Here is a 16,976-nt window from a genome sequence, read left to right on the forward strand (position 1 = left end):
GGATCGGTCATGACCACAGAGCAAACGATCGTCCCCTGCCTCTGGTTCGACGACCAGGCCGAGGCGGCGGCAACGTTCTACACCTCGCTGTTTCCCGACTCCGGCATCGCGGAGACCACCCGCTACAGCCGCGCGGCGGCAGAGATGTCCGGGCGTCCGGAAGGTGCTGTCATGACCGTCGGCTTCCGGCTGGCCGGCCGGTCCTTCGTCGGCCTGAACGGCGGACCGCTGTTCCGCTTCACGCCGGCCATCTCGCTCTTCGTCAGCTGCGCGGACGTGGAGGAAGCCCGGGGGCTCTTCGAGCGACTGGCCGAGGGAGGGACGGCCCTGATGCCCTTCCAGGAATACCCCTTCAGCGCAGGCTATGGTTGGGTGGCGGATCGCTTCGGCCTGACCTGGCAGGTCAACGGCACGCCGCGCGAGCAGGCGATTGCGCCCAGCCTTCTCTTCACCGGAGCGCAATGCGGCCGGGCCGAAGAGGCCATGCAGGCCTATACCTCCCTGTTCCCGGACTCCGCCGTCCAGACAATCGATCGCTATGGTTCCGATGCGGCACCGGACAGGGAGGGAACGGTCCGCCAGGCCGTCTTCACGCTGGCGGGGCAGGAATTCCGGGCCATGGACTCGGCCCTGGCCCACGACTTCACTTTCAACGAGGCGCTGTCCCTGCAGGTGCTCTGCGACAGCCAGGACGAGGTCGACCGCTACTGGACTCAGCTCGGCGAGGCGGGCGATCTTGAGGCCCAGCGCTGCGGCTGGCTGAAGGACCGCTTCGGCCTCTCCTGGCAGGTGGTGCCGCGGGCGCTGCCGCGCCTTCTGAAGGACGAGGACGCCGGCAAGGTCGACCGCGTGACCGGTGCGATGCTGCAGATGAGGAAGCTGGAGATTGCCGCTTTGGAACAGGCTTATACGGGAGGACAGTCATGATCACGCTTACGACCTATCGCTGGGTGCCACCCTTTGCCCAGGGACTGGTGCGCGACATGCGCGTGCGCTGGGCGCTGGAGGAGGCGGGACTGCCCTATCGCACGCGCCTGATCGACCTGGAGCAGCGGGACAGTCCCGAGCACCTGGCCCGCCAGCCCTTCGGGCAGGTGCCGGCCTATGAGGACGAGACCGTCAGCCTGTTCGAATCGGGCGCCATCGTCCTGCACATCGGCGCGCGCAGCGAGGTCCTGCTGCCGATGGACCCGGCCGCCCGGGCGCGCAGCGTCACCTGGCTGCTCGCGGCCCTGAACACCATGGAGCCGGCGATCCAGACGCTGGCCGAACTCGACCTGTTCCACGCCGAAGAGGACTGGGCGCGCCAGCGACGGCCGGCGGCCGAGAAGGCCGCCCGGCGGCGCCTGGACCAGCTGGCGGCCTGGCTGGGCGACCAGGAGTACCTGGAAAACCGTTTCACGCTGGGCGACCTGATGATGGCCTGCGTGCTGCAGATCCTGCGCGGGACAGATCTGGTGGAGGAGCAGCCTCGGCTGGTCGCCTATCTGGCCCGCTGCGAGCATCGTCCGGCCTATCGCCGGGCGCTGAAGGACCACATGGCCGTCTTCGCGGAGAGCGAGGCGGCGGCCAGCGCGTCCTGACGCAAACCCGGGTCTATTTCGAGCGCCAGCCGCGCAGGCTGTCGGTGATTGCCCGGGCGGCGTGTTTGACGGCCGGTGCGATCTGTTTGCGCGCCTCTTCTTCCGACCAGTGACTGACCGCGGTGGTCATGCTGATGGCCGCCACCAGGCGGCCGTCGTGGTCCAGGATCGGGGCTGCGACGGAAATCTCGCCGTCGGCGGCTTCCTCGTTGACCAGGGCGTAGCCGTCACGGCGGACGACCTGCAGGCGCTTCTCCAGCACCTCCGGGTCGGTGACTGTCTGCGCCGTCATGGCCGTCAGCGGCGCCTCGTGGAGGCGCCGGCGCTGCTCGGCCGGCGGCAGCATGGCCAGCATGGCCAGGCCAGTGGAGGTGGCGTGGGCCGGCATGCGGCGGCCGATCATCGAGGTCGGGTTGATCCGGCGCGCCCCGGGCATGCGGATCAGCAGCATGGCTTCCGGCCCATCCAGGATGGAGACGTTGACGGTTTCCTGCCACTCGTCGCGCAGGGCCACGACGACGGGGATCGCGGCCTCGTAGAGCGGGCTGGACTGCAGGTAGCGATAGGTCGAGTCCAGCGCCTTGGGGGTCAGGCGATAGCGCCGGGTCTGCGCGTCTTTCGCCAGATAGCCCATCTCGGTCAGTGTATGGACCGCGCGCTGGACGGTGGGCACCGCCAGGCCGGTGGCGTTGGCGATTTCGCTGAGGCCCATGGCCTCCCAGCCGTTGGAGAAGACCTCGAGCACGTGCAGTCCGCGGGCCAGGGCGGTGATGAAGAGCGGGTTTCGCTCTGCGCCGGCCTGTGATGGTGGGGCAGGGACGTCCTCGGAAGGGGCTTTGGCGGAGTCGTGGGCCATGCTCTGCCGGTCCTGTGGTCTAGTGTCTTCCGTTGTCTTCCGTCTCCTGGCGGAAACGTCATGGTTGATTCTTTTTCAGGGCGGTTTCATACTTATAAGTGATAAATAATTATCGTACAACGATAAGATAAAAAGAGAACAAGAATTGCCGATCGGTTTATCTGAACAGGAGGATAGGACATGCAATCCCGTTTGCTCATGGCCACGGCCTTTGTCGTGTCCTTTGCGGCTGCTCCGGCAGCGGCGGAGGACCTGACGATCGCCCTGGCGGCGGAACCCACTTCCGTCGACCCCCATTATCACAACTTGACACCGAACAACGCCCTGACGCGGCATATCTTCGAGCCGCTGATCAAGCAGGACGAGAACCAATCCCTGGAACCGGGCCTGGCCACGGAATGGGGCGTCACGGACGACCCCCTGGTCTGGGAGTTCAAGCTGCGCGAGGACGTGACCTTCCACGACGGTACGCCGTTCACGGCCGAGGACGTGGCCTTCACCATCGAACGGGCGCCGGACGTACCCAACAGCCCCTCGAGCTTCAGCCTCTACATCAACGACATCGCCGAGGTCGAGATCGTCGACGAGCACACGGTGCGCTTCCATACCGAAGAGCCCGTGCCCCTGATGGCCAACAACCTGTCCACGGTGGCCATCATCAGCAAGAAGCACGCGGAAGGCGCCTCCACCGAGGACTTCAACAGCGGCGAGGCGGCCGTCGGCACGGGCCCCTACCAGTTCGTCAGCTACACGCCCGGCGAGGAAGTCGAGATGGCGGCCTATGACGACTACTGGGGGGATGAGCCGCAGTGGGACAACGTCACCTTCCGGCCGGTTACCAGCGCCTCGGCCCGCGTCGCCGGTCTGCTGTCCGGCGATATCGACGTGATCGAAGGGGTTCCGACGAACGACGTGGCCTCGCTGGAGGAGGACGAGGATGTCTCGATCTGGCAGGGCATTTCCAACCGCGTGATCTACATCCACCTGGACAGCGACCGCGAAGTGACGCCCCAGATCACCGCCAAGGACGGCAGCGAGATCGAGAACCCGTTGCGCGACACCAAGGTGCGCAAGGCCCTGTCCATCGCCATCGACCGCGAGTCGATCGTCGAGGACGTGATGGAGGGTATCGCCATCCCGGCCGGGCAGTTGCTGCCCGAGGGCTTCTTCGGGGTCTCCGAGGACATCGAGGTACCGGAATACCAGCCCGAGCGCGCCCAGGAACTGTTGGCCGAGGCGGGCTATGAGGATGGCTTCAGGATGACGGTTCACGGACCGGCCGGTCGTTACATCAACGACGAGCAGGTGCTGCAGGCCGTGGCCCAGATGTGGAGCCGCCTCGGCATCGAGACCGAGGTCGAGACGATTCCGGTCTCGGTCTATTTCGGCCGCGCCTCGGACCTGGAGTTCTCGGTGATGCTGGTCGGCTGGGGCGCCGGCTCCGGCGAGGCCTCCTCGCCCCTGCGCGCGCTGCTGGCGACCTACGAGCCTGACGCCGGCTTCGGGGCCACCAACCGCGGGCGCTACTCCAACGAGGAAATGGATGCCCTGCTGAAGAAAGCCCTGGTCACCGTGGATGACGAGAAGCGCGACGAGCTTCTGGCCCAGGCCACGGAAGTGGCCATGGAGGATGTCGGCCTGATCCCGGTGCACTTCCAGGTCAATACCTGGGGCACCCGTGACGGCCTGGAGTACATCCCGCGGACCGACGAGTACACGCTCGCGACCTCCGTGCGTCCGGTTGACTGAAGCGTATAACGGATAGTCCCGGTGTCATCCTTGTCCTGGAGGCAAGGTGATGCCGGGGCGACCGTCTTGAGGAGAGCCGTGGAATGACGGTCTTCATAATCCGTCGTCTGCTTCAGAGCTTTTTCGTACTGGTGGCCATGACTGTGATCGTGTTCGTGGCCGTCTATGCCATCGGCAATCCGGTGGATATCCTGATCGCCCCCGACGCCACCCAGGCGGAGCGCACGGCGGCGATCGCCCGGCTGGGTCTCGACCAGCCGCTTCACCAGCAATACATCTCCTTCGTCGGCAATCTGCTGCAGGGCGACGTCGGCCGCTCCTTCGTGTTCAACGTGCCGGCCTTCTCGCTGGTGTTGAGCCGCCTGCCGGCGACACTCGAACTGGCCCTCTTTGCGCTGTCCCTGTCCATCCTGGTCGGCATCCCGCTGGGCCTCTGGGCCGGCCTCAAGCCGCACAGCATTGCTGGGCATTCCATCATGGTGGGCTCGATCTTCGGGTTCAGCCTGCCCAACTTCTGGCAGGGACTGATGCTGATCCTGCTGTTTGCCGTGCTGCTGGGCTGGCTGCCGTCGGGCGGGCGCGGCGAGCCGGGCGAGTTCCTGGGCATGCAGTCCACGCTGTTCTCCATGGACGGCTGGTCGCACCTGGTGCTGCCGGCCCTGAACCTGGCGCTGTTCAAGATGGCCCTGATCATCCGCCTGACCCGGGCCAGCGTGCTGGAAGCCATCCAGCTTGATTTCGTGAAGTTCGCCCGCGCCAAGGGCCTGCACGAGCGGCGCATCGTCAGTGTGCACATCCTGAAGGTCATCATGATTCCGGTGATCACCATCATCGGCCTGGAATTCGGCACCCTGATCGCCTTTGCGGTGGTGACGGAGACGGTCTTTGCCTGGCCGGGCATCGGCAAGCTGATCATCGATTCCATCTTCGTGCTCGATCGCCCCGTCATCGTCTCGTACCTGATCGTCATCGTTCTGACCTTCATCACGATCAACCTGATCGTGGACGTGCTCTATTCGGTCTTCGACCCGCGGGTCCGGCTGCAGGATCTGGGTTCATGACCATACAGGAGCACCAGGCCCGGGAGGGGGGCGTCGCAAACGCCGAGGCGGCCCCCGCCAAGGACACGCCATTCCGGCGCACGCTGCGCGAGTTCATGGCCAGCAAACTGGCCGTAGTCGGTGCGGCCGTCCTGCTGCTGATCGTGTTTGCCGCGATATTCGCGCCCTGGATCGCGCCGCAGAACCCCTATGACCTGACCGAGATCCGGGTGGAGCACAGCCGCCTGCCGCCCGGCACGGCCGGACGCGCCGATCCCGCCAGGCAATCCCTGCCCATCCAGATTTCCAGCGCGGCGGAGTCCGGCAGCGAAAGCCTGGAGCTGAGCGGCGATGTGCCCTTCGAAAGCGTTCAGGCCGAGTGGGAAAGGGTCGAGTCCGACCGTGTGGCTGTAAGCCTGGACCCGCAACCGGCAGAGAACCTCGAGACCCTGGAGCGGGAGCTGAGGGTGGAAGGCCTGCCGCGCGGGGCCGAACTCTCGGTGGGCGAAGAACACGATTTCCGGAATTTCTGGTTGGTGACACCGGAGGAGATCACGGCGTTCGAGGTGCAGTTGCCCGAGGGCTATGAAGGCGACTTCGAACTGGAGATCCGGGCCCAGCAGGCCGAGGGCGAGGTCGAACAGCTCTATTGGCTGGGCACCGACGGGCAGGGCCGCGACATGTTCTCGGCTATCATCTATGGCCTGCGCATCAGTATCTCCGTGGGCATCTTCAGCGGTGCGCTGGCCCTGATGATCGGCCTGGTGGTCGGGCTGACCGCCGCCTACGCGGGCGGACGGATCGATGCCCTGATCATGCGCATCGTCGACTTGCAGCTCAGCTTCCCGGCCATCCTGGTGGCGCTGCTGCTGCTGGCGATCCTGGGGCGCGGACCGGACAAGGTGATCCTGGCCTTGGTCATCGCCCAATGGGCCTACTACGCACGCACGGCCCGCTCGGCCGGGCTGGTGGAACGCAGCAAGGAGTATATCGAGGCGGCGCGCTGCCTGGCGCTCAGCCGCTGGCGCATCGTCCTGCGCCACATGCTGCCCAACTGCATTCCGCCCATGATCGTGGTGGGTACGGTCCAGGTGGCCAATGCCATCGCCCTGGAGGCGACGCTCAGCTTCCTGGGACTGGGAATGCCGCAGACCGAGCCGTCGCTGGGCCTGCTGATCTCCAACGGCTTCGACTACCTGCTTTCCGGGCGCTACTGGATCAGTGTCTTCCCCGGCGTGGCCCTGCTGGTCACCATCGTCGCCATCAACCTGGTGGGCGATCGCCTGCGCGAGGTCCTGAACCCGAGGATGCGCCGCGATGACTGATCCCCTGCTCCAGGTCGACCGACTGCAGACCCACTTCGAAACCTATTCCCGCCCGGTGAAGGCGGTGGACGGGGTCAGTCTTTCGCTGCGCTCCGGCGAAGTCCTGGGCCTGGTGGGTGAAAGCGGCTCCGGCAAGTCGGTAACGGGCTTCTCGATCATGGGGCTGGTCGATCATCCCGGGCGCGTGGTGGGGGGCTCCATCCGCTTCGACGGGCAGGAGCTCGTGGGCCTGGCGGGCGAACAGCTGCGGCGCTATCGCGGGCGCCGCATCTCCATGATCTTCCAGGACCCCATGATGACCCTGAACCCGGTGCTGCGCATCGACACCCAGATGGTGGAAACCCTGCAGGCGCACCAGGACATCTCGCGCGCGGCGGCGGTGCAGCGCTGCCGCGAGTCGCTGACCATGGTCGGTATCTCGGCGCCGGAGGCGCGCCTGAGGAATTATCCGCACCAGCTGTCCGGCGGCATGCGCCAGCGCGTGGCCATCGCGATAGCCCTGCTGAACGATCCCGAACTGATCATCGCCGACGAGCCGACCACGGCGCTGGATGTCACCATTCAGGCGCAGATTCTGGCGGAGGTCCAGCGCCTGGTGGAGCAGAAGGGGGTGGCCATGATGCTGATCACCCACGACCTCTCGGTGGTGGCCGGCCTGGCCGATCGCATCGCCGTGATGTATGCCGGCCGTATCGTGGAGCAGGGGCCCTCGGACGCGGTGATCAGCGCGCCGCGACACCCCTATACGGCGGGCCTGATCGCCTCTGTGCCCTCGCGTAACCAGCGGCGACAGCGGCTGCGTCAGATTCCCGGCATGACGCCCTCCATGACGCACCTGCCGGAAGGCTGCCCCTTCCATCCGCGCTGTCCCAAGGCGCAGGATCTCTGTCGCAGCGAACCCGAGGACAGCTGGCAGGGCAATCGCTCCTGGCGCTGTCATTTTCCCGTAGGCAAGGACGAGAGTATCTGGTCATGACCTCGGCAGAGCCCCTGATCACCCTGGAGACCGTTTCGAAGCGCTTCACGCGCAGGCTGGATGTGGCGGAGCGCCTGGCCCGCGGCCTGGGGGCGAAAATCAAGGAGCAGACGGTTCACGCGGTGGACCGGGTGACCCTGAACGTGGGCAAGGGCGAAGTGGTCGGCCTTGTGGGCGAAAGCGGCTGCGGGAAGTCCACTCTGGGCCGCATCGTGGCCGGACTGCACAAGCCTTCTGACGGCCGTTTCCTCTACCGGGGGCAGCCGGTCGAACAACTGGCCAAGCGCGATGCGGCCCATCTGGACCTGGCGATCCAGATGATCTTCCAGGACCCCATGGCTTCGCTCAATCCGCGCATGAAGGCGGGGCAGATCATCGGCGAGGCGGTGCAGGCTCATGGCCTGGTGCCGCGCGCCGAACAGAAGGACTATGTCGCCCAGATGATGCAGCGCGTAGGCCTGGATCCGGACTATCGCGCGCGCTATCCGCACCAGTTCTCCGGCGGGCAGCGCCAGCGCATCGGCATCGCGCGCGCCCTGGCCGTGAAGCCGGAAATGCTGGTCTGTGACGAGTCGGTGGCCGCCCTGGACGTCTCGATCCAGGCTCAGGTGCTCAACCTCTTCATGGAGCTGCAGCAGGATTTCGGCCTGACCTATCTGTTCATCAGCCACGATCTGGGGGTGGTCGAGCATCTCTCGGACCAGGTGGTGATCATGTACCTCGGGCGGGTGGTGGAACAGGCCCCCACGGCGGAACTCTTCGCCGGCCCCAACCATCCCTATACCCAGGCGTTGCTGGAGGACGTGCCGCGCCTGGAAGCCGGCAAACGCCGCTTCCATCCGATCAAGGGAGAGATTCCCTCGCCGCTGGACCCGCCGCCCGGCTGTCATTTCCATCCGCGCTGCCCCCATGCCTTCGACCGCTGCCGGGTGGAGGAGCCGGCTTTGGAAGAGATTGCACCGGGACACTTCTCCGCCTGCCACCTCAACACCACCTCAAGGACAGACAGACCATGACCCCCGATCGTGCCCCCTCATCCGACCAGACCTTGCCGGAGGCCATTCCGGCGCAGGGGACGGACCGTCCTTCCTCGGATGTCGTGGAGTGGCTGCGCCGGCTGGTGGGCTTCCCCACGGTCAGCCGGGACTCCAACCTGGCCCTGATCGAGCATGTGAAGGACTATCTCGCGGCGCGCGGCATCGCGTGCCACGTGCTGCCGAACGAGGAGGGCAACAAGGCCAATCTCTGGGCGCGCATCGGCCCGGACCGGCCGGGCGGTGTGGCACTCAGCGGGCATACCGACGTGGTGCCGGTGGAGGGGCAGGATTGGGACAGCGACCCCTTTACCCTGGAGGAACGCAACGGAGCTCTGGTGGGGCGCGGGACGGCCGACATGAAGGGGTTCCTGGCCTGCTGTCTGGCGCTGGTGCCGCGCATGCAGGAGGCGCCGCTGGCCCGGCCCATCGACCTCTGCTTCTCCTATGACGAGGAGGTGGGCTGTCGTGGTGTCGACGGTCTGATCGAATACATCGCCACATTGGAGAACAAGCCCGGCCTTTGTCTGGTTGGCGAACCCACCGGCATGGACGTGGTCACCGGCCACAAGGGCAAGCTGGCCGTGGAATGCGTGGTGAAGGGCAGTATCGCGCACTCGAGCCTGGCGCCGCGCGCGGCCAATGCCGTGCAGACGGCGGCGCGGCTGGTGGCACGGATTGCCGACATGGCCGACGCGGTGGAACGCGACGGGCCCTTCGATCCCCGCTATGACGTGGAGCACACGACGATCCACGTGGGCCAGCTGCAGGGCGGGCAGGCGCTGAACATCGTGCCGGACCACTGCTCCTTCGTCTTCGAGTTTCGGCACCTGCCCCTGGACGATCCTTTTGCCAAGCTGGACGAGCTCAAGGCCTATGGCCGGGAGCTGGAGGCGGCCATGCAGAAGAAGGCACCGGAGGCGTCCGTCACCTGGACCCAGCTCTTCTCCTTCCCCGGCCTGGACATGGACGAGGACGCGGAGGCCGTTACCTTCATGAAGGGCCTAGCCGCCACCAACAGCACGCGCCGGGTCGCCTATGGGACCGAGGGCGGCAAGTTCCAGCAGCACGCCGGCATTCCGACGGTGATCTGCGGGCCGGGGCATATCGACCAGGCCCACAAAGCGAACGAGTTCGCCGCCCTGTCCCAGTTGGCGGAAATGGAGCAGCTGCTCGGCCGGCTGGTCGAGCGGCTGTGCAAGGACGCCTGAAGGTGTAGGCTGCCCGGCAGCGCATAAGCCAAGAGGAGGAGAGCATGGCACAGGACGAACGGACCTGGGAAGCGGGTGAGCGCAGGCGCCTGCAGCTGCTGACCTGGCCGGATATCGAGGAGTACCTGCAGAGCTCGCGCAGCATCCTGATCCCCATCGGCTCCACCGAGCAGCACGGACCCACGGGCCTGCTGGGCACCGATGCGCTCTGTCCGGAAGTGCTGTCCCGTGGCATAGCCGCGCGCACCGGAGCCCTGATCGCGCCGACGTTGTCCATCGGGATGGCGCAGCATCACCTGGGCTTTCCGGGCAGCATCTCGCTGCGCCCCAGCACGCTGATCGCCGTGGTGCGCGACGTGGTGACCTCGCTGGCCAGCCAGGGCTTCGAGCGCTTCTTCTTCGTCAACGGACACGGCGGCAACATCGCTACCCTGCAGGCCGCTTTTTCCGAGATCCACGCCGATGTCTCCTACGGCATGCAGAGCAATCGTCCTTCCCTGCAGTTCCAGCTGCACAGCTGGTGGATGATGCCGTCGGTACGCGCGCGCAGCGCCGAGCTGTTCGGCGAGGCCGAGGGCTCGCACGTGACCTGCAGCGAGGTCTCGCTGACGCATTTCGCTCACGGCCCCCACATGAAGTCGCGCCCGCTCTCGCCGAAGATCGCGCCCAAGGGGCCGATCGGCGATTCCCGGGATTTCCGTTCGCGCTTCCCCGACGGCCGTATCGGCTCCGACCCCACGCTCGCCAATGCGGAGGCCGGCGAGACGCTCTACGAGGCCGCGCTGGAGGACCTCTGCGCGGCCTGGGAGGAATTTGCCAAGACCGCCTGACCGGGACCGAGTGGTTCTCGGGTTTTGCATCCACGGAAAGCGGTCAGCGCGCGGCCTTCCTGATCCGTCGCTGCTCTGAAATACTGCGGTATGGGTGCCTCCGGCTTTCCAAGCTTGCGAAGCCGGACAGGGGTGACGTACGTCGAAACGGCAGATCGAGCGACAATTCCGCACAGCGGAACTGGTTTCTGCAATTCTGCTTGACGGTCAAGCGGCCTGTGGCTTTGCTGTTTGAACAATCAAGGTTTCCTGGATGCGCCTGATCCACCATGGCCGGGTGATAGCTGTGAAGCCACAAGCGAGGAGGACGCCATCATGATTCGCCGTAGTTTTTTTGCGACTGCCGCCCTGGCCGCAACCCTGGTTGCCGGTTCTGCCCAAGCGGAAGACATGACCCTGCTCTCGAGCTGGGATGAGAGCTATAATGCTGTTCCGGTATTTGCCCAGGGCTTCGCCGAGCGCCTTGAGGAAAAATCCGATGGAGACTTGAACATCAACCTGCGCGGACCGGAAACCGTTTCCCCCTTCGAGCAGCTTCAGCCGGTCTCAACCGGCCTGTTCGACATGCTGTTCACCCATGGCGCCTATCACCTGGGCGAGACGGCCATGGCCTTCGGCATGGATGCCGTCAAGGACGATCCCGTAGCGCGCCGTGAGAGCGGCATCTACGAGTTGATCGATGCGCATTACCAGGACCGCAACCTCAAGCTGATCGGCGTGTTCTCGGCAGCCTCCGGCTACCACTTCCTCTTGAGCGACCCGATTGGTGAGGACGGGGGCCTGGAAGGTCGCAAGATCCGCGCATCCGGCACCTATCACGACATGGTGATCGAGCTCGGAGGCTCGGTGGTGACCATGCCGGCCAGCGATATCTACTCCGCACTGGATCGTGGTCTGGTCGATGGTGCGGCCTGGCCTGTCTTCGGTGCGATGGACTACAAGTGGTACGAAGTCGCGGACTACATGACCCGCCCTACCTTCGGTGTCACCAACCTGACGCTGTTCATGAACCTGGACAGCTGGAACAGTCTGACGGAAGACCAGCAGGCGCTTGTGGAGGAAACCGCGCGCGAACTGGAAATCGAGGGCCGTGAGCACTTCGAGAAGCTTTGGGCGGAAGAAGACCAGGCCATGCAGGATGCCGGACTGGAAATCACCGAATTTGGTCCGGATGTTGCGGGGGATGTGAACGCCATCTTCGCCAGCGGCGTCTGGAAGCAGGTGCGTGCGAAAGCCGGCGAGGATGGTGCCGAGTTCCATGACCTGGCCGTGGAAAAGGGCCTCACAGCCGCCGAATGACGGCTTATAGTCTGGCTGGGGATTGAAGCAATGCGCTGGCTGTTGCGCATTCACGACGGACTGACGCAGCTGACCTTCTGGGTGTCGGCTGCGTCAGTCGCCTATTTGACCCTGGTCACGGCCTGGGAGGTCGTGGGGCGCTATTTTCTTCGCATGCCAAGCGATTGGGCGCCGGATACAGCGGCGGTCAGCTTTGCCTTCGTGACCTTCCTGGCCGCTCCCATGCTGACCTGGAAGGGGGGTCATGCGGCCATGACCGCCGTGGTGGATCACGTCCCTCAAGGTGTTTCCCTCTGGATGCGACGCCTGACGCTTCTGCTGGCCGTTCTGGTGTGCGGGCTTTGTGCCTGGTTCGGAGCACAGGAAACCTTCCGACTCTACACGCGCGGCGTGACGATGATCACGGTGACGCCAATCCAGAAGTGGTGGGTCATGATCACGGTCGTCTATGCGCTGGCAAGCATGGCGCTCTATTTCCTCCGCCATTTGGGAGCGACGTTCATGCAGTCGCCTTCCGCTCCTGCAGAGTCGCGCGATGGCAAGCCGGTCGGTGAGGAGCTGTCCTGATGGAGTGGTATGTGCTGCTCACGGGCGCCTTCTTCCTCTTGCTGGCGCTGTTTGCCACCGGATTGCCGATCTTCCTGTCGTTCCTGACGCTGAACCTGATCGGTCTTTACCTGATGACAGGGAACTTCGGCGGTGTGCTGCTGGTGGTGAACTCCATGTTCGACACCGGCACCAGCATATCGCTGGCGGCTATCCCGCTGTTCATCCTGTTGGGCGAGATCCTTTTCCGCTCAGGGGCCGTGCGGATTCTCTTCAATGCGGTCGATGCCGTGATCGGCAATATCCGGGCGAGGCTCTACGCCGTCACGATCGTGCTGTCCACCATCTTTGGAGCCCTGTCCGGATCTGCAATGGCAGTTGCCGCGATGATGGGCTCTTCGCTGCTGCCGGAAATGCGCAGTCGCGGCTATGACCGCAATCTCTCTGTCGGCGCGATCCTGGCAGGCTCCAGCCTGGCCCCGATCATTCCGCCCAGTGTCATGGCAGTGGTGCTGGGCATTCTCTCCGGCGTGTCTATCGCAGAACTGCTGATTGCGGGAATCGTACCCGGTATCCTGTTGGCGCTGGCCTTCTTCATCTACATCGTGATTCGTGGCTGGCGGAATCCCGACCTGGCCCCGCTCAGTCCGCGCGCCGACCTGCCCGGACGCGAACGCGCCCTTCTGGTTCTGAAAGCGCTGCCTTTCCTTCTGATCATCGTTACCATCCTGGGCCTGATCCTGGGGGGTGTGGCCACGCCAACGGAATCCGCAGCCATGGGGTGTGTCGTGGCGGCGGTGATCTGCTCCATCCTGGGCGACCTGAAGTTTGCCAAGCTGGTGGAGGCCGTTCGCTCCACAGCCTGGATCACCGGCATGATCATGATCATCATGGTCAGCTCCGTTTCCTTCAGCCAGATCCTGAACATGACGGGCGTCACCTTCGAACTGGTCGCCTTCGTGACCTCTCTGGCCCTGCCGGTCGTGCTGATCTTCATCGTCCTGCAGGCACTGCCGTTGATCCTCTGCATGTTCATCGACCAGATTGCACTCATGATCCTGCTGGTGCCTCTCTATCAGCCGATCATCACCGGGCTTGAGTTCGATCCCCTCTGGTTCTGGACGATCTTTCTCATCAACATGTCCATCGGCGGGATCACGCCGCCCTTCGGGTATACACTGTTTGCCCTGCAGGGCGTGGCGCGCGACGTCCCCATACAGTCGGTCTATCGTGCAGCCGTACCCTTCGTGCTGATCTTCCTGCTGATGATCGTCGTGCTGGCTCTGCTGCCGGACATCATTCTCTATCTGCCCTCATTCGTGTGACATGAAGTGAGTTAACGTCATGGATCTCCAAATCTCCGGTCACAAGGCGCTCGTTCTCGGCGGCTCGCAGGGCCTCGGGTTCAGTTGCGCGGAAGCCCTGGCTGAGGCCGGTGTGGAGGTCGTAGTCAACGGGCGCGACCAAGCGCGCGCAAAGGAGGCCGCAGACTCTCTCGGAAAGGGAGCCTGGGCCGTCGCCGGCGACGTTTCCGACCCCGGGGAGCGCAAGCGTATCTTTGCGCAGGCACGTGGCGAACAGCCGATCTCGATCCTGGTAACGAACGCGGGTGGTCCTCCGCCGGGCCCTGTGGCAGGACACGATCACGAGACTTGGCAGAAAGCCGTGGAGATGAACATGCTGGCGGCACTGGACTTCGCCGTCATGACCCTGCCGGACATGAAGCAGGCCGGCTTCGGGCGCATCGTCAACATCACCTCCTTCACGGTGCGCGAACCCTATCCGAACATGGGGTTGGCGACAGGCGTACGCGCCGGCCTGACCGGGGCGATGTCGAGCCTGTCCCAGGAAGTCGCCGACCAGGGCATTACGGTGAACAACCTGCTGCCCGGCCTGATGGACACAGGCGCCCTGCACCGGGTCTATGCAGCGCAGGCAAGAAACCAGGGAATTACCGAGGACGAGGCCAAGGCGCACATGGCGGAGTCCGTGCCCATGAAGCGCCTGGGTCGGGGGGAGGATTTCGGCCGGGTTTGTGCCTTCCTCTGTTCGGCTCACGCAGGCTACATGACAGGCCAGAACATCACAGTCGATGGCGGCCTGGTCCGCTCGCTGCTTTAGCGTGGCCTCGCGAAGCCGAGGCCCTCGAGAACCAGAACAGACACCCCACGAAAGAAGGGACCCTTTGGAGATGAAGGACATGGAGAACGGCAATCTCAAGCTGGGTATTGTCGGTGCCGGCGCCATGGGCGGCGGTATAGCGCAGGTGGCTGCAATGGCTGGCCTGGAGACCCTGGTCTATGATGCGCGTGCGGGTGCGGGCGAACTGGCCCGGGAGGGCATTCTCAAACGCCTGGACAAGCGGGTCTCCCAGGACAAGATGTCCCGGCCAGCGCGCGATTCAGCGGCGGACTGTCTGAAAGCGGTCGGGACACTTGCGGAACTGTCGGACTGCGATGTGGTGGTCGAGGCCATTGTCGAGGACCTGGAAGCCAAGACGAAGCTTTTCAGCGAATTGGAAGGCCTGCTGCGTGCGGATGCAATCCTCGCCTCCAATACCTCCTCCCTGCCGATCGGTGCCATTGCCGCTCAGCTCCGGCACAGGGACCGCATGGCCGGCCTGCATTTCTTCAATCCCGTTCCCGTCATGAAACTGGTGGAGGTCATTCGCGGGCCCGATACCCGCGACGACGTCATGGAGGCCTTGACCACGCTGGGGCGTCGCCTGGGACGGGAGCCGGTGCAGGTGAAGGACACTCCAGGATTCCTGGTCAACTATGGCGGGCGTGCCTACAACACGGAAGGCTTGGCCGTGGTGCACGAAGGCGTGGCGACGCCGGCTCAGGTGGATGCCATCATGCGCGACGGCTTCGGCTTCCGCATGGGCCCCTTCGAGCTTATGGATTTGACGGGAATGGATGTGAACTTCCCGGTCACGCGCTTCGTCCATGAAAGCGCGTTCGGCGACCCGCGCCTGCGCTCGACCCCCCTGCATCGCTACATGCTGGAAACCGGCCAACTGGGCCGCAAGACGGGACGCGGCTTCTACGACTACGCCGAAGGCAGCGAGACACCTTCGGCGGACGCACCGCTGAATGCCGTACCGGCCGAGGCTGTCGTGCTCTGTGACCAGGATGCGCAGTTGAAGGCTCTCGTCGAGGAGTGCGGCGGCCGCATACTGGAAAACGATGACAGCAGGGCCGCCTTGCTCGCGGCCCCGGTGGGGGAGGATGCGACGGCCTATGCCGCTCGCACCGGGTGCGACCATCGTCGGCTGATCTGTGTCGATACCGTCATGGATATCTCGCAGCGCGTAACCCTGATGACGGCGCCGGCCGCGTTGCCGGAGGCACTGGCCTCGGTTGCCGCGCTGTTCGCCCAGGCGCGCAGGGTAACCACCATTGCTGACTCCCCTGGTTTCGTGGGTCAGCGGATAGCTGCCATGGTTGCCAACCTTGGCTGCGAAATGGCGCAGACGGGACTGGCCTCCGTGGAGGACATCGATCTCGCCATGCGTCTGGGCCTCAATTATCCCAGGGGCCCGCTGGAACTGGTCGATGCCATGGGGGTTGCCGTGACTCATCGCATTCTCGTGCAGGCACAGGCCTTGACCGGGGATGACCGGTACCGCCCCAGTCAATGGCTGCGCCGGCGTGCCCAGCTCGGCCTGTCTGCAAGGGCGCTTTGAATATCCCCGATTGTGCCGCGGCCCCTGCGGATGACCGCTGCAGCGGTGGGATATCAAGTCATTTCGTCGAAGGTGACGGAACCGATGGCTTCGGCGGTTTCCCGCAGGACTTCGGCCAGTGGGCCACGCATGGTCTTCTCGTTCACGCTCCCGGTGGCCACGGGGATGGTCAAGGCGGCGTAGTCGCCCTGGGCGTGGATCGGTACGGCAACTCCTCCGATGCCTTCGCGCCACCAGTTGCGCACGGTCGCCGCGCCACTGTAAATGCAGGCTGCCAGCTCCCGGTTGAAGGCTTCCGTGGAGTCGTCCCTGGCGCGTATGTCGGTGCGCACGCGACCGGCAAGGGCGCGCCGCTCCTTGTCCGGCAGGGCGGCAACCAGGGCAATGCCGGCGGCAGCTGTCGCAATACGCAGACGGCCCCCCGTTGCCAGACGGACGGCCACCATGTTGGCGCCCTGAACCACCTCCACGAATGTAACATGCAGGCCGTCTCGAACCGCCAGTGCGGCTGTTTCGCCTGTCTGTTCGCTGATGGAGTTCAGGTAGGGGCGCGCCCGTTCCAGCAGGCTCATGCCGGCCAGTACCGGGTATCCCAGTGTGAGGTTCTTGGGAGTCAGTTCATAGGCACGCCCGGAGCGGCTGAGCCGGATATAACCCAGGGCGGTGAGGGTGTGGGTCAGGCGGCTGACTGTGGAGGGCGCGAGATCGACCATTTTGGCGATTTCGCCGTTGCCCAGTGGTTTCTGGGTCCGCGAAAGGCACTCCAGAATGGCAAGGCCTCGGGCCAGGGCATCGACGAATTGTCTGTCCTTCTGCACATGCCTCTCCTTAGACAGCAT

General features: G+C 64.8%; 16 protein-coding genes. 14 read left to right on the forward strand and 2 right to left on the reverse strand.

Annotation, left to right across the window (positions count from 1 at the left end):
* The first annotated feature begins 9 nt into the window (after positions 1-9).
* Entirely contained in the window at positions 10-927 is a 918-nt protein-coding gene (locus ACFOW6_RS10765; RefSeq protein ID WP_382422374.1) for a VOC family protein, read from the forward strand.
* Positions 924-1,583: a glutathione S-transferase family protein gene (locus ACFOW6_RS10770; protein ID WP_382422375.1), complete on the forward strand. Its 660-nt coding sequence runs from the start codon at positions 924-926 to the stop codon at positions 1,581-1,583. The genes ACFOW6_RS10765 and ACFOW6_RS10770 overlap by 4 nt, the downstream gene beginning before the upstream one ends.
* A 13-nt stretch (positions 1,584-1,596) precedes the next feature.
* Here ACFOW6_RS10770 and ACFOW6_RS10775 read toward each other — a convergent pair whose 3' ends face one another.
* Positions 1,597-2,439 carry an IclR family transcriptional regulator gene (locus tag ACFOW6_RS10775; RefSeq protein WP_382422376.1) on the reverse strand — a complete coding sequence of 281 codons (843 nt, stop codon included), beginning with the start codon at positions 2,437-2,439 and terminating at the stop codon, positions 1,597-1,599.
* Positions 2,440-2,619: 180 nt separating this feature from the next.
* Between ACFOW6_RS10775 and ACFOW6_RS10780 the strand changes: the two genes are divergently transcribed.
* From ACFOW6_RS10780 to ACFOW6_RS10840, 12 genes are all read left to right on the forward strand, one after another.
* Positions 2,620-4,188 (forward strand): ABC transporter substrate-binding protein, encoded by a 1,569-nt coding sequence (locus ACFOW6_RS10780; protein WP_382422377.1) that lies wholly within the window; start codon positions 2,620-2,622, stop codon positions 4,186-4,188.
* An 83-nt stretch (positions 4,189-4,271) separates the two neighbouring features.
* A complete protein-coding gene (locus tag ACFOW6_RS10785; RefSeq protein ID WP_382422378.1) occupies positions 4,272-5,249 on the forward strand; it encodes an ABC transporter permease in 978 nt (325 codons plus the stop codon).
* On the forward strand, positions 5,246-6,553 hold the full coding sequence (locus ACFOW6_RS18180) for an ABC transporter permease (RefSeq protein ID WP_449267362.1): 1,308 nt from the start codon (positions 5,246-5,248) through the stop codon (positions 6,551-6,553). The genes ACFOW6_RS10785 and ACFOW6_RS18180 overlap by 4 nt, the downstream gene beginning before the upstream one ends.
* Positions 6,546-7,529 (forward strand): ABC transporter ATP-binding protein, encoded by a 984-nt coding sequence (locus tag ACFOW6_RS10800; RefSeq protein WP_382422379.1) that lies wholly within the window; start codon positions 6,546-6,548, stop codon positions 7,527-7,529. Before ACFOW6_RS18180 ends, ACFOW6_RS10800 begins: the two co-directional genes overlap by 8 nt.
* Positions 7,526-8,545 carry an ABC transporter ATP-binding protein gene (locus tag ACFOW6_RS10805; RefSeq protein ID WP_382422380.1) on the forward strand — a complete coding sequence of 340 codons (1,020 nt, stop codon included), beginning with the start codon at positions 7,526-7,528 and terminating at the stop codon, positions 8,543-8,545. The genes ACFOW6_RS10800 and ACFOW6_RS10805 overlap by 4 nt, the downstream gene beginning before the upstream one ends.
* Positions 8,542-9,774: an acetylornithine deacetylase gene (argE, locus tag ACFOW6_RS10810; protein WP_382422381.1), complete on the forward strand. Its 1,233-nt coding sequence runs from the start codon at positions 8,542-8,544 to the stop codon at positions 9,772-9,774. The genes ACFOW6_RS10805 and argE overlap by 4 nt, the downstream gene beginning before the upstream one ends.
* 44 nt (positions 9,775-9,818) lie before the next feature.
* On the forward strand, positions 9,819-10,604 hold the full coding sequence (locus ACFOW6_RS10815) for a creatininase family protein (protein WP_382422382.1): 786 nt from the start codon (positions 9,819-9,821) through the stop codon (positions 10,602-10,604).
* 315 nt (positions 10,605-10,919) lie between these two features.
* A complete protein-coding gene (gene dctP, locus ACFOW6_RS10820; RefSeq protein WP_382422383.1) occupies positions 10,920-11,903 on the forward strand; it encodes a TRAP transporter substrate-binding protein DctP in 984 nt (327 codons plus the stop codon).
* 30 nt (positions 11,904-11,933) lie between these two features.
* Positions 11,934-12,470, forward strand: coding sequence for a TRAP transporter small permease (locus ACFOW6_RS10825; RefSeq protein ID WP_382422384.1), 537 nt, complete (start codon positions 11,934-11,936; stop codon positions 12,468-12,470).
* Positions 12,470-13,774, forward strand: a complete 1,305-nt coding sequence (locus tag ACFOW6_RS10830; protein WP_382422385.1) for a TRAP transporter large permease — start codon at positions 12,470-12,472, stop codon at positions 13,772-13,774. Before ACFOW6_RS10825 ends, ACFOW6_RS10830 begins: the two co-directional genes overlap by 1 nt.
* A gap of 19 nt (positions 13,775-13,793) precedes the next feature.
* Complete coding sequence (locus ACFOW6_RS10835) at positions 13,794-14,570, forward strand: SDR family oxidoreductase (protein ID WP_382422386.1); 777 nt, start codon at positions 13,794-13,796, stop codon at positions 14,568-14,570.
* 70 nt (positions 14,571-14,640) lie between these two features.
* Positions 14,641-16,137, forward strand: coding sequence for a 3-hydroxyacyl-CoA dehydrogenase (locus ACFOW6_RS10840; protein ID WP_382422387.1), 1,497 nt, complete (start codon positions 14,641-14,643; stop codon positions 16,135-16,137).
* A 53-nt stretch (positions 16,138-16,190) separates the two neighbouring features.
* Here ACFOW6_RS10840 and ACFOW6_RS10845 read toward each other — a convergent pair whose 3' ends face one another.
* The gene (locus ACFOW6_RS10845) at positions 16,191-16,955 is read right to left on the reverse strand and encodes an IclR family transcriptional regulator (protein WP_382422388.1); all 765 of its coding nucleotides are present in this window, start codon (positions 16,953-16,955) and stop codon (positions 16,191-16,193) included.
* Between the last annotated feature and the right edge of the window lie 21 nt (positions 16,956-16,976).

Origin of the sequence: Fodinicurvata halophila, from assembly GCF_042651425.1 — a bacterium.
GTDB classification, from domain to species: Bacteria; Pseudomonadota; Alphaproteobacteria; order Kiloniellales; family DSM-21159; genus Fodinicurvata; species Fodinicurvata halophila.

Coding starts and splice junctions, on each gene's coding strand:
- ACFOW6_RS10765 (WP_382422374.1), top strand. CDS start 10: ATGACCACAGAGCAAACGATCGTCCCCTGCCTCTGGTTCGACGACCAG.
- ACFOW6_RS10770 (WP_382422375.1), top strand. CDS start 924: ATGATCACGCTTACGACCTATCGCTGGGTGCCACCCTTTGCCCAGGGA.
- ACFOW6_RS10775 (WP_382422376.1), bottom strand. CDS start 2,439: ATGGCCCACGACTCCGCCAAAGCCCCTTCCGAGGACGTCCCTGCCCCA.
- ACFOW6_RS10780 (WP_382422377.1), top strand. CDS start 2,620: ATGCAATCCCGTTTGCTCATGGCCACGGCCTTTGTCGTGTCCTTTGCG.
- ACFOW6_RS10785 (WP_382422378.1), top strand. CDS start 4,272: ATGACGGTCTTCATAATCCGTCGTCTGCTTCAGAGCTTTTTCGTACTG.
- ACFOW6_RS18180 (WP_449267362.1), top strand. CDS start 5,246: ATGACCATACAGGAGCACCAGGCCCGGGAGGGGGGCGTCGCAAACGCC.
- ACFOW6_RS10800 (WP_382422379.1), top strand. CDS start 6,546: ATGACTGATCCCCTGCTCCAGGTCGACCGACTGCAGACCCACTTCGAA.
- ACFOW6_RS10805 (WP_382422380.1), top strand. CDS start 7,526: ATGACCTCGGCAGAGCCCCTGATCACCCTGGAGACCGTTTCGAAGCGC.
- argE (WP_382422381.1), top strand. CDS start 8,542: ATGACCCCCGATCGTGCCCCCTCATCCGACCAGACCTTGCCGGAGGCC.
- ACFOW6_RS10815 (WP_382422382.1), top strand. CDS start 9,819: ATGGCACAGGACGAACGGACCTGGGAAGCGGGTGAGCGCAGGCGCCTG.
- dctP (WP_382422383.1), top strand. CDS start 10,920: ATGATTCGCCGTAGTTTTTTTGCGACTGCCGCCCTGGCCGCAACCCTG.
- ACFOW6_RS10825 (WP_382422384.1), top strand. CDS start 11,934: ATGCGCTGGCTGTTGCGCATTCACGACGGACTGACGCAGCTGACCTTC.
- ACFOW6_RS10830 (WP_382422385.1), top strand. CDS start 12,470: ATGGAGTGGTATGTGCTGCTCACGGGCGCCTTCTTCCTCTTGCTGGCG.
- ACFOW6_RS10835 (WP_382422386.1), top strand. CDS start 13,794: ATGGATCTCCAAATCTCCGGTCACAAGGCGCTCGTTCTCGGCGGCTCG.
- ACFOW6_RS10840 (WP_382422387.1), top strand. CDS start 14,641: ATGAAGGACATGGAGAACGGCAATCTCAAGCTGGGTATTGTCGGTGCC.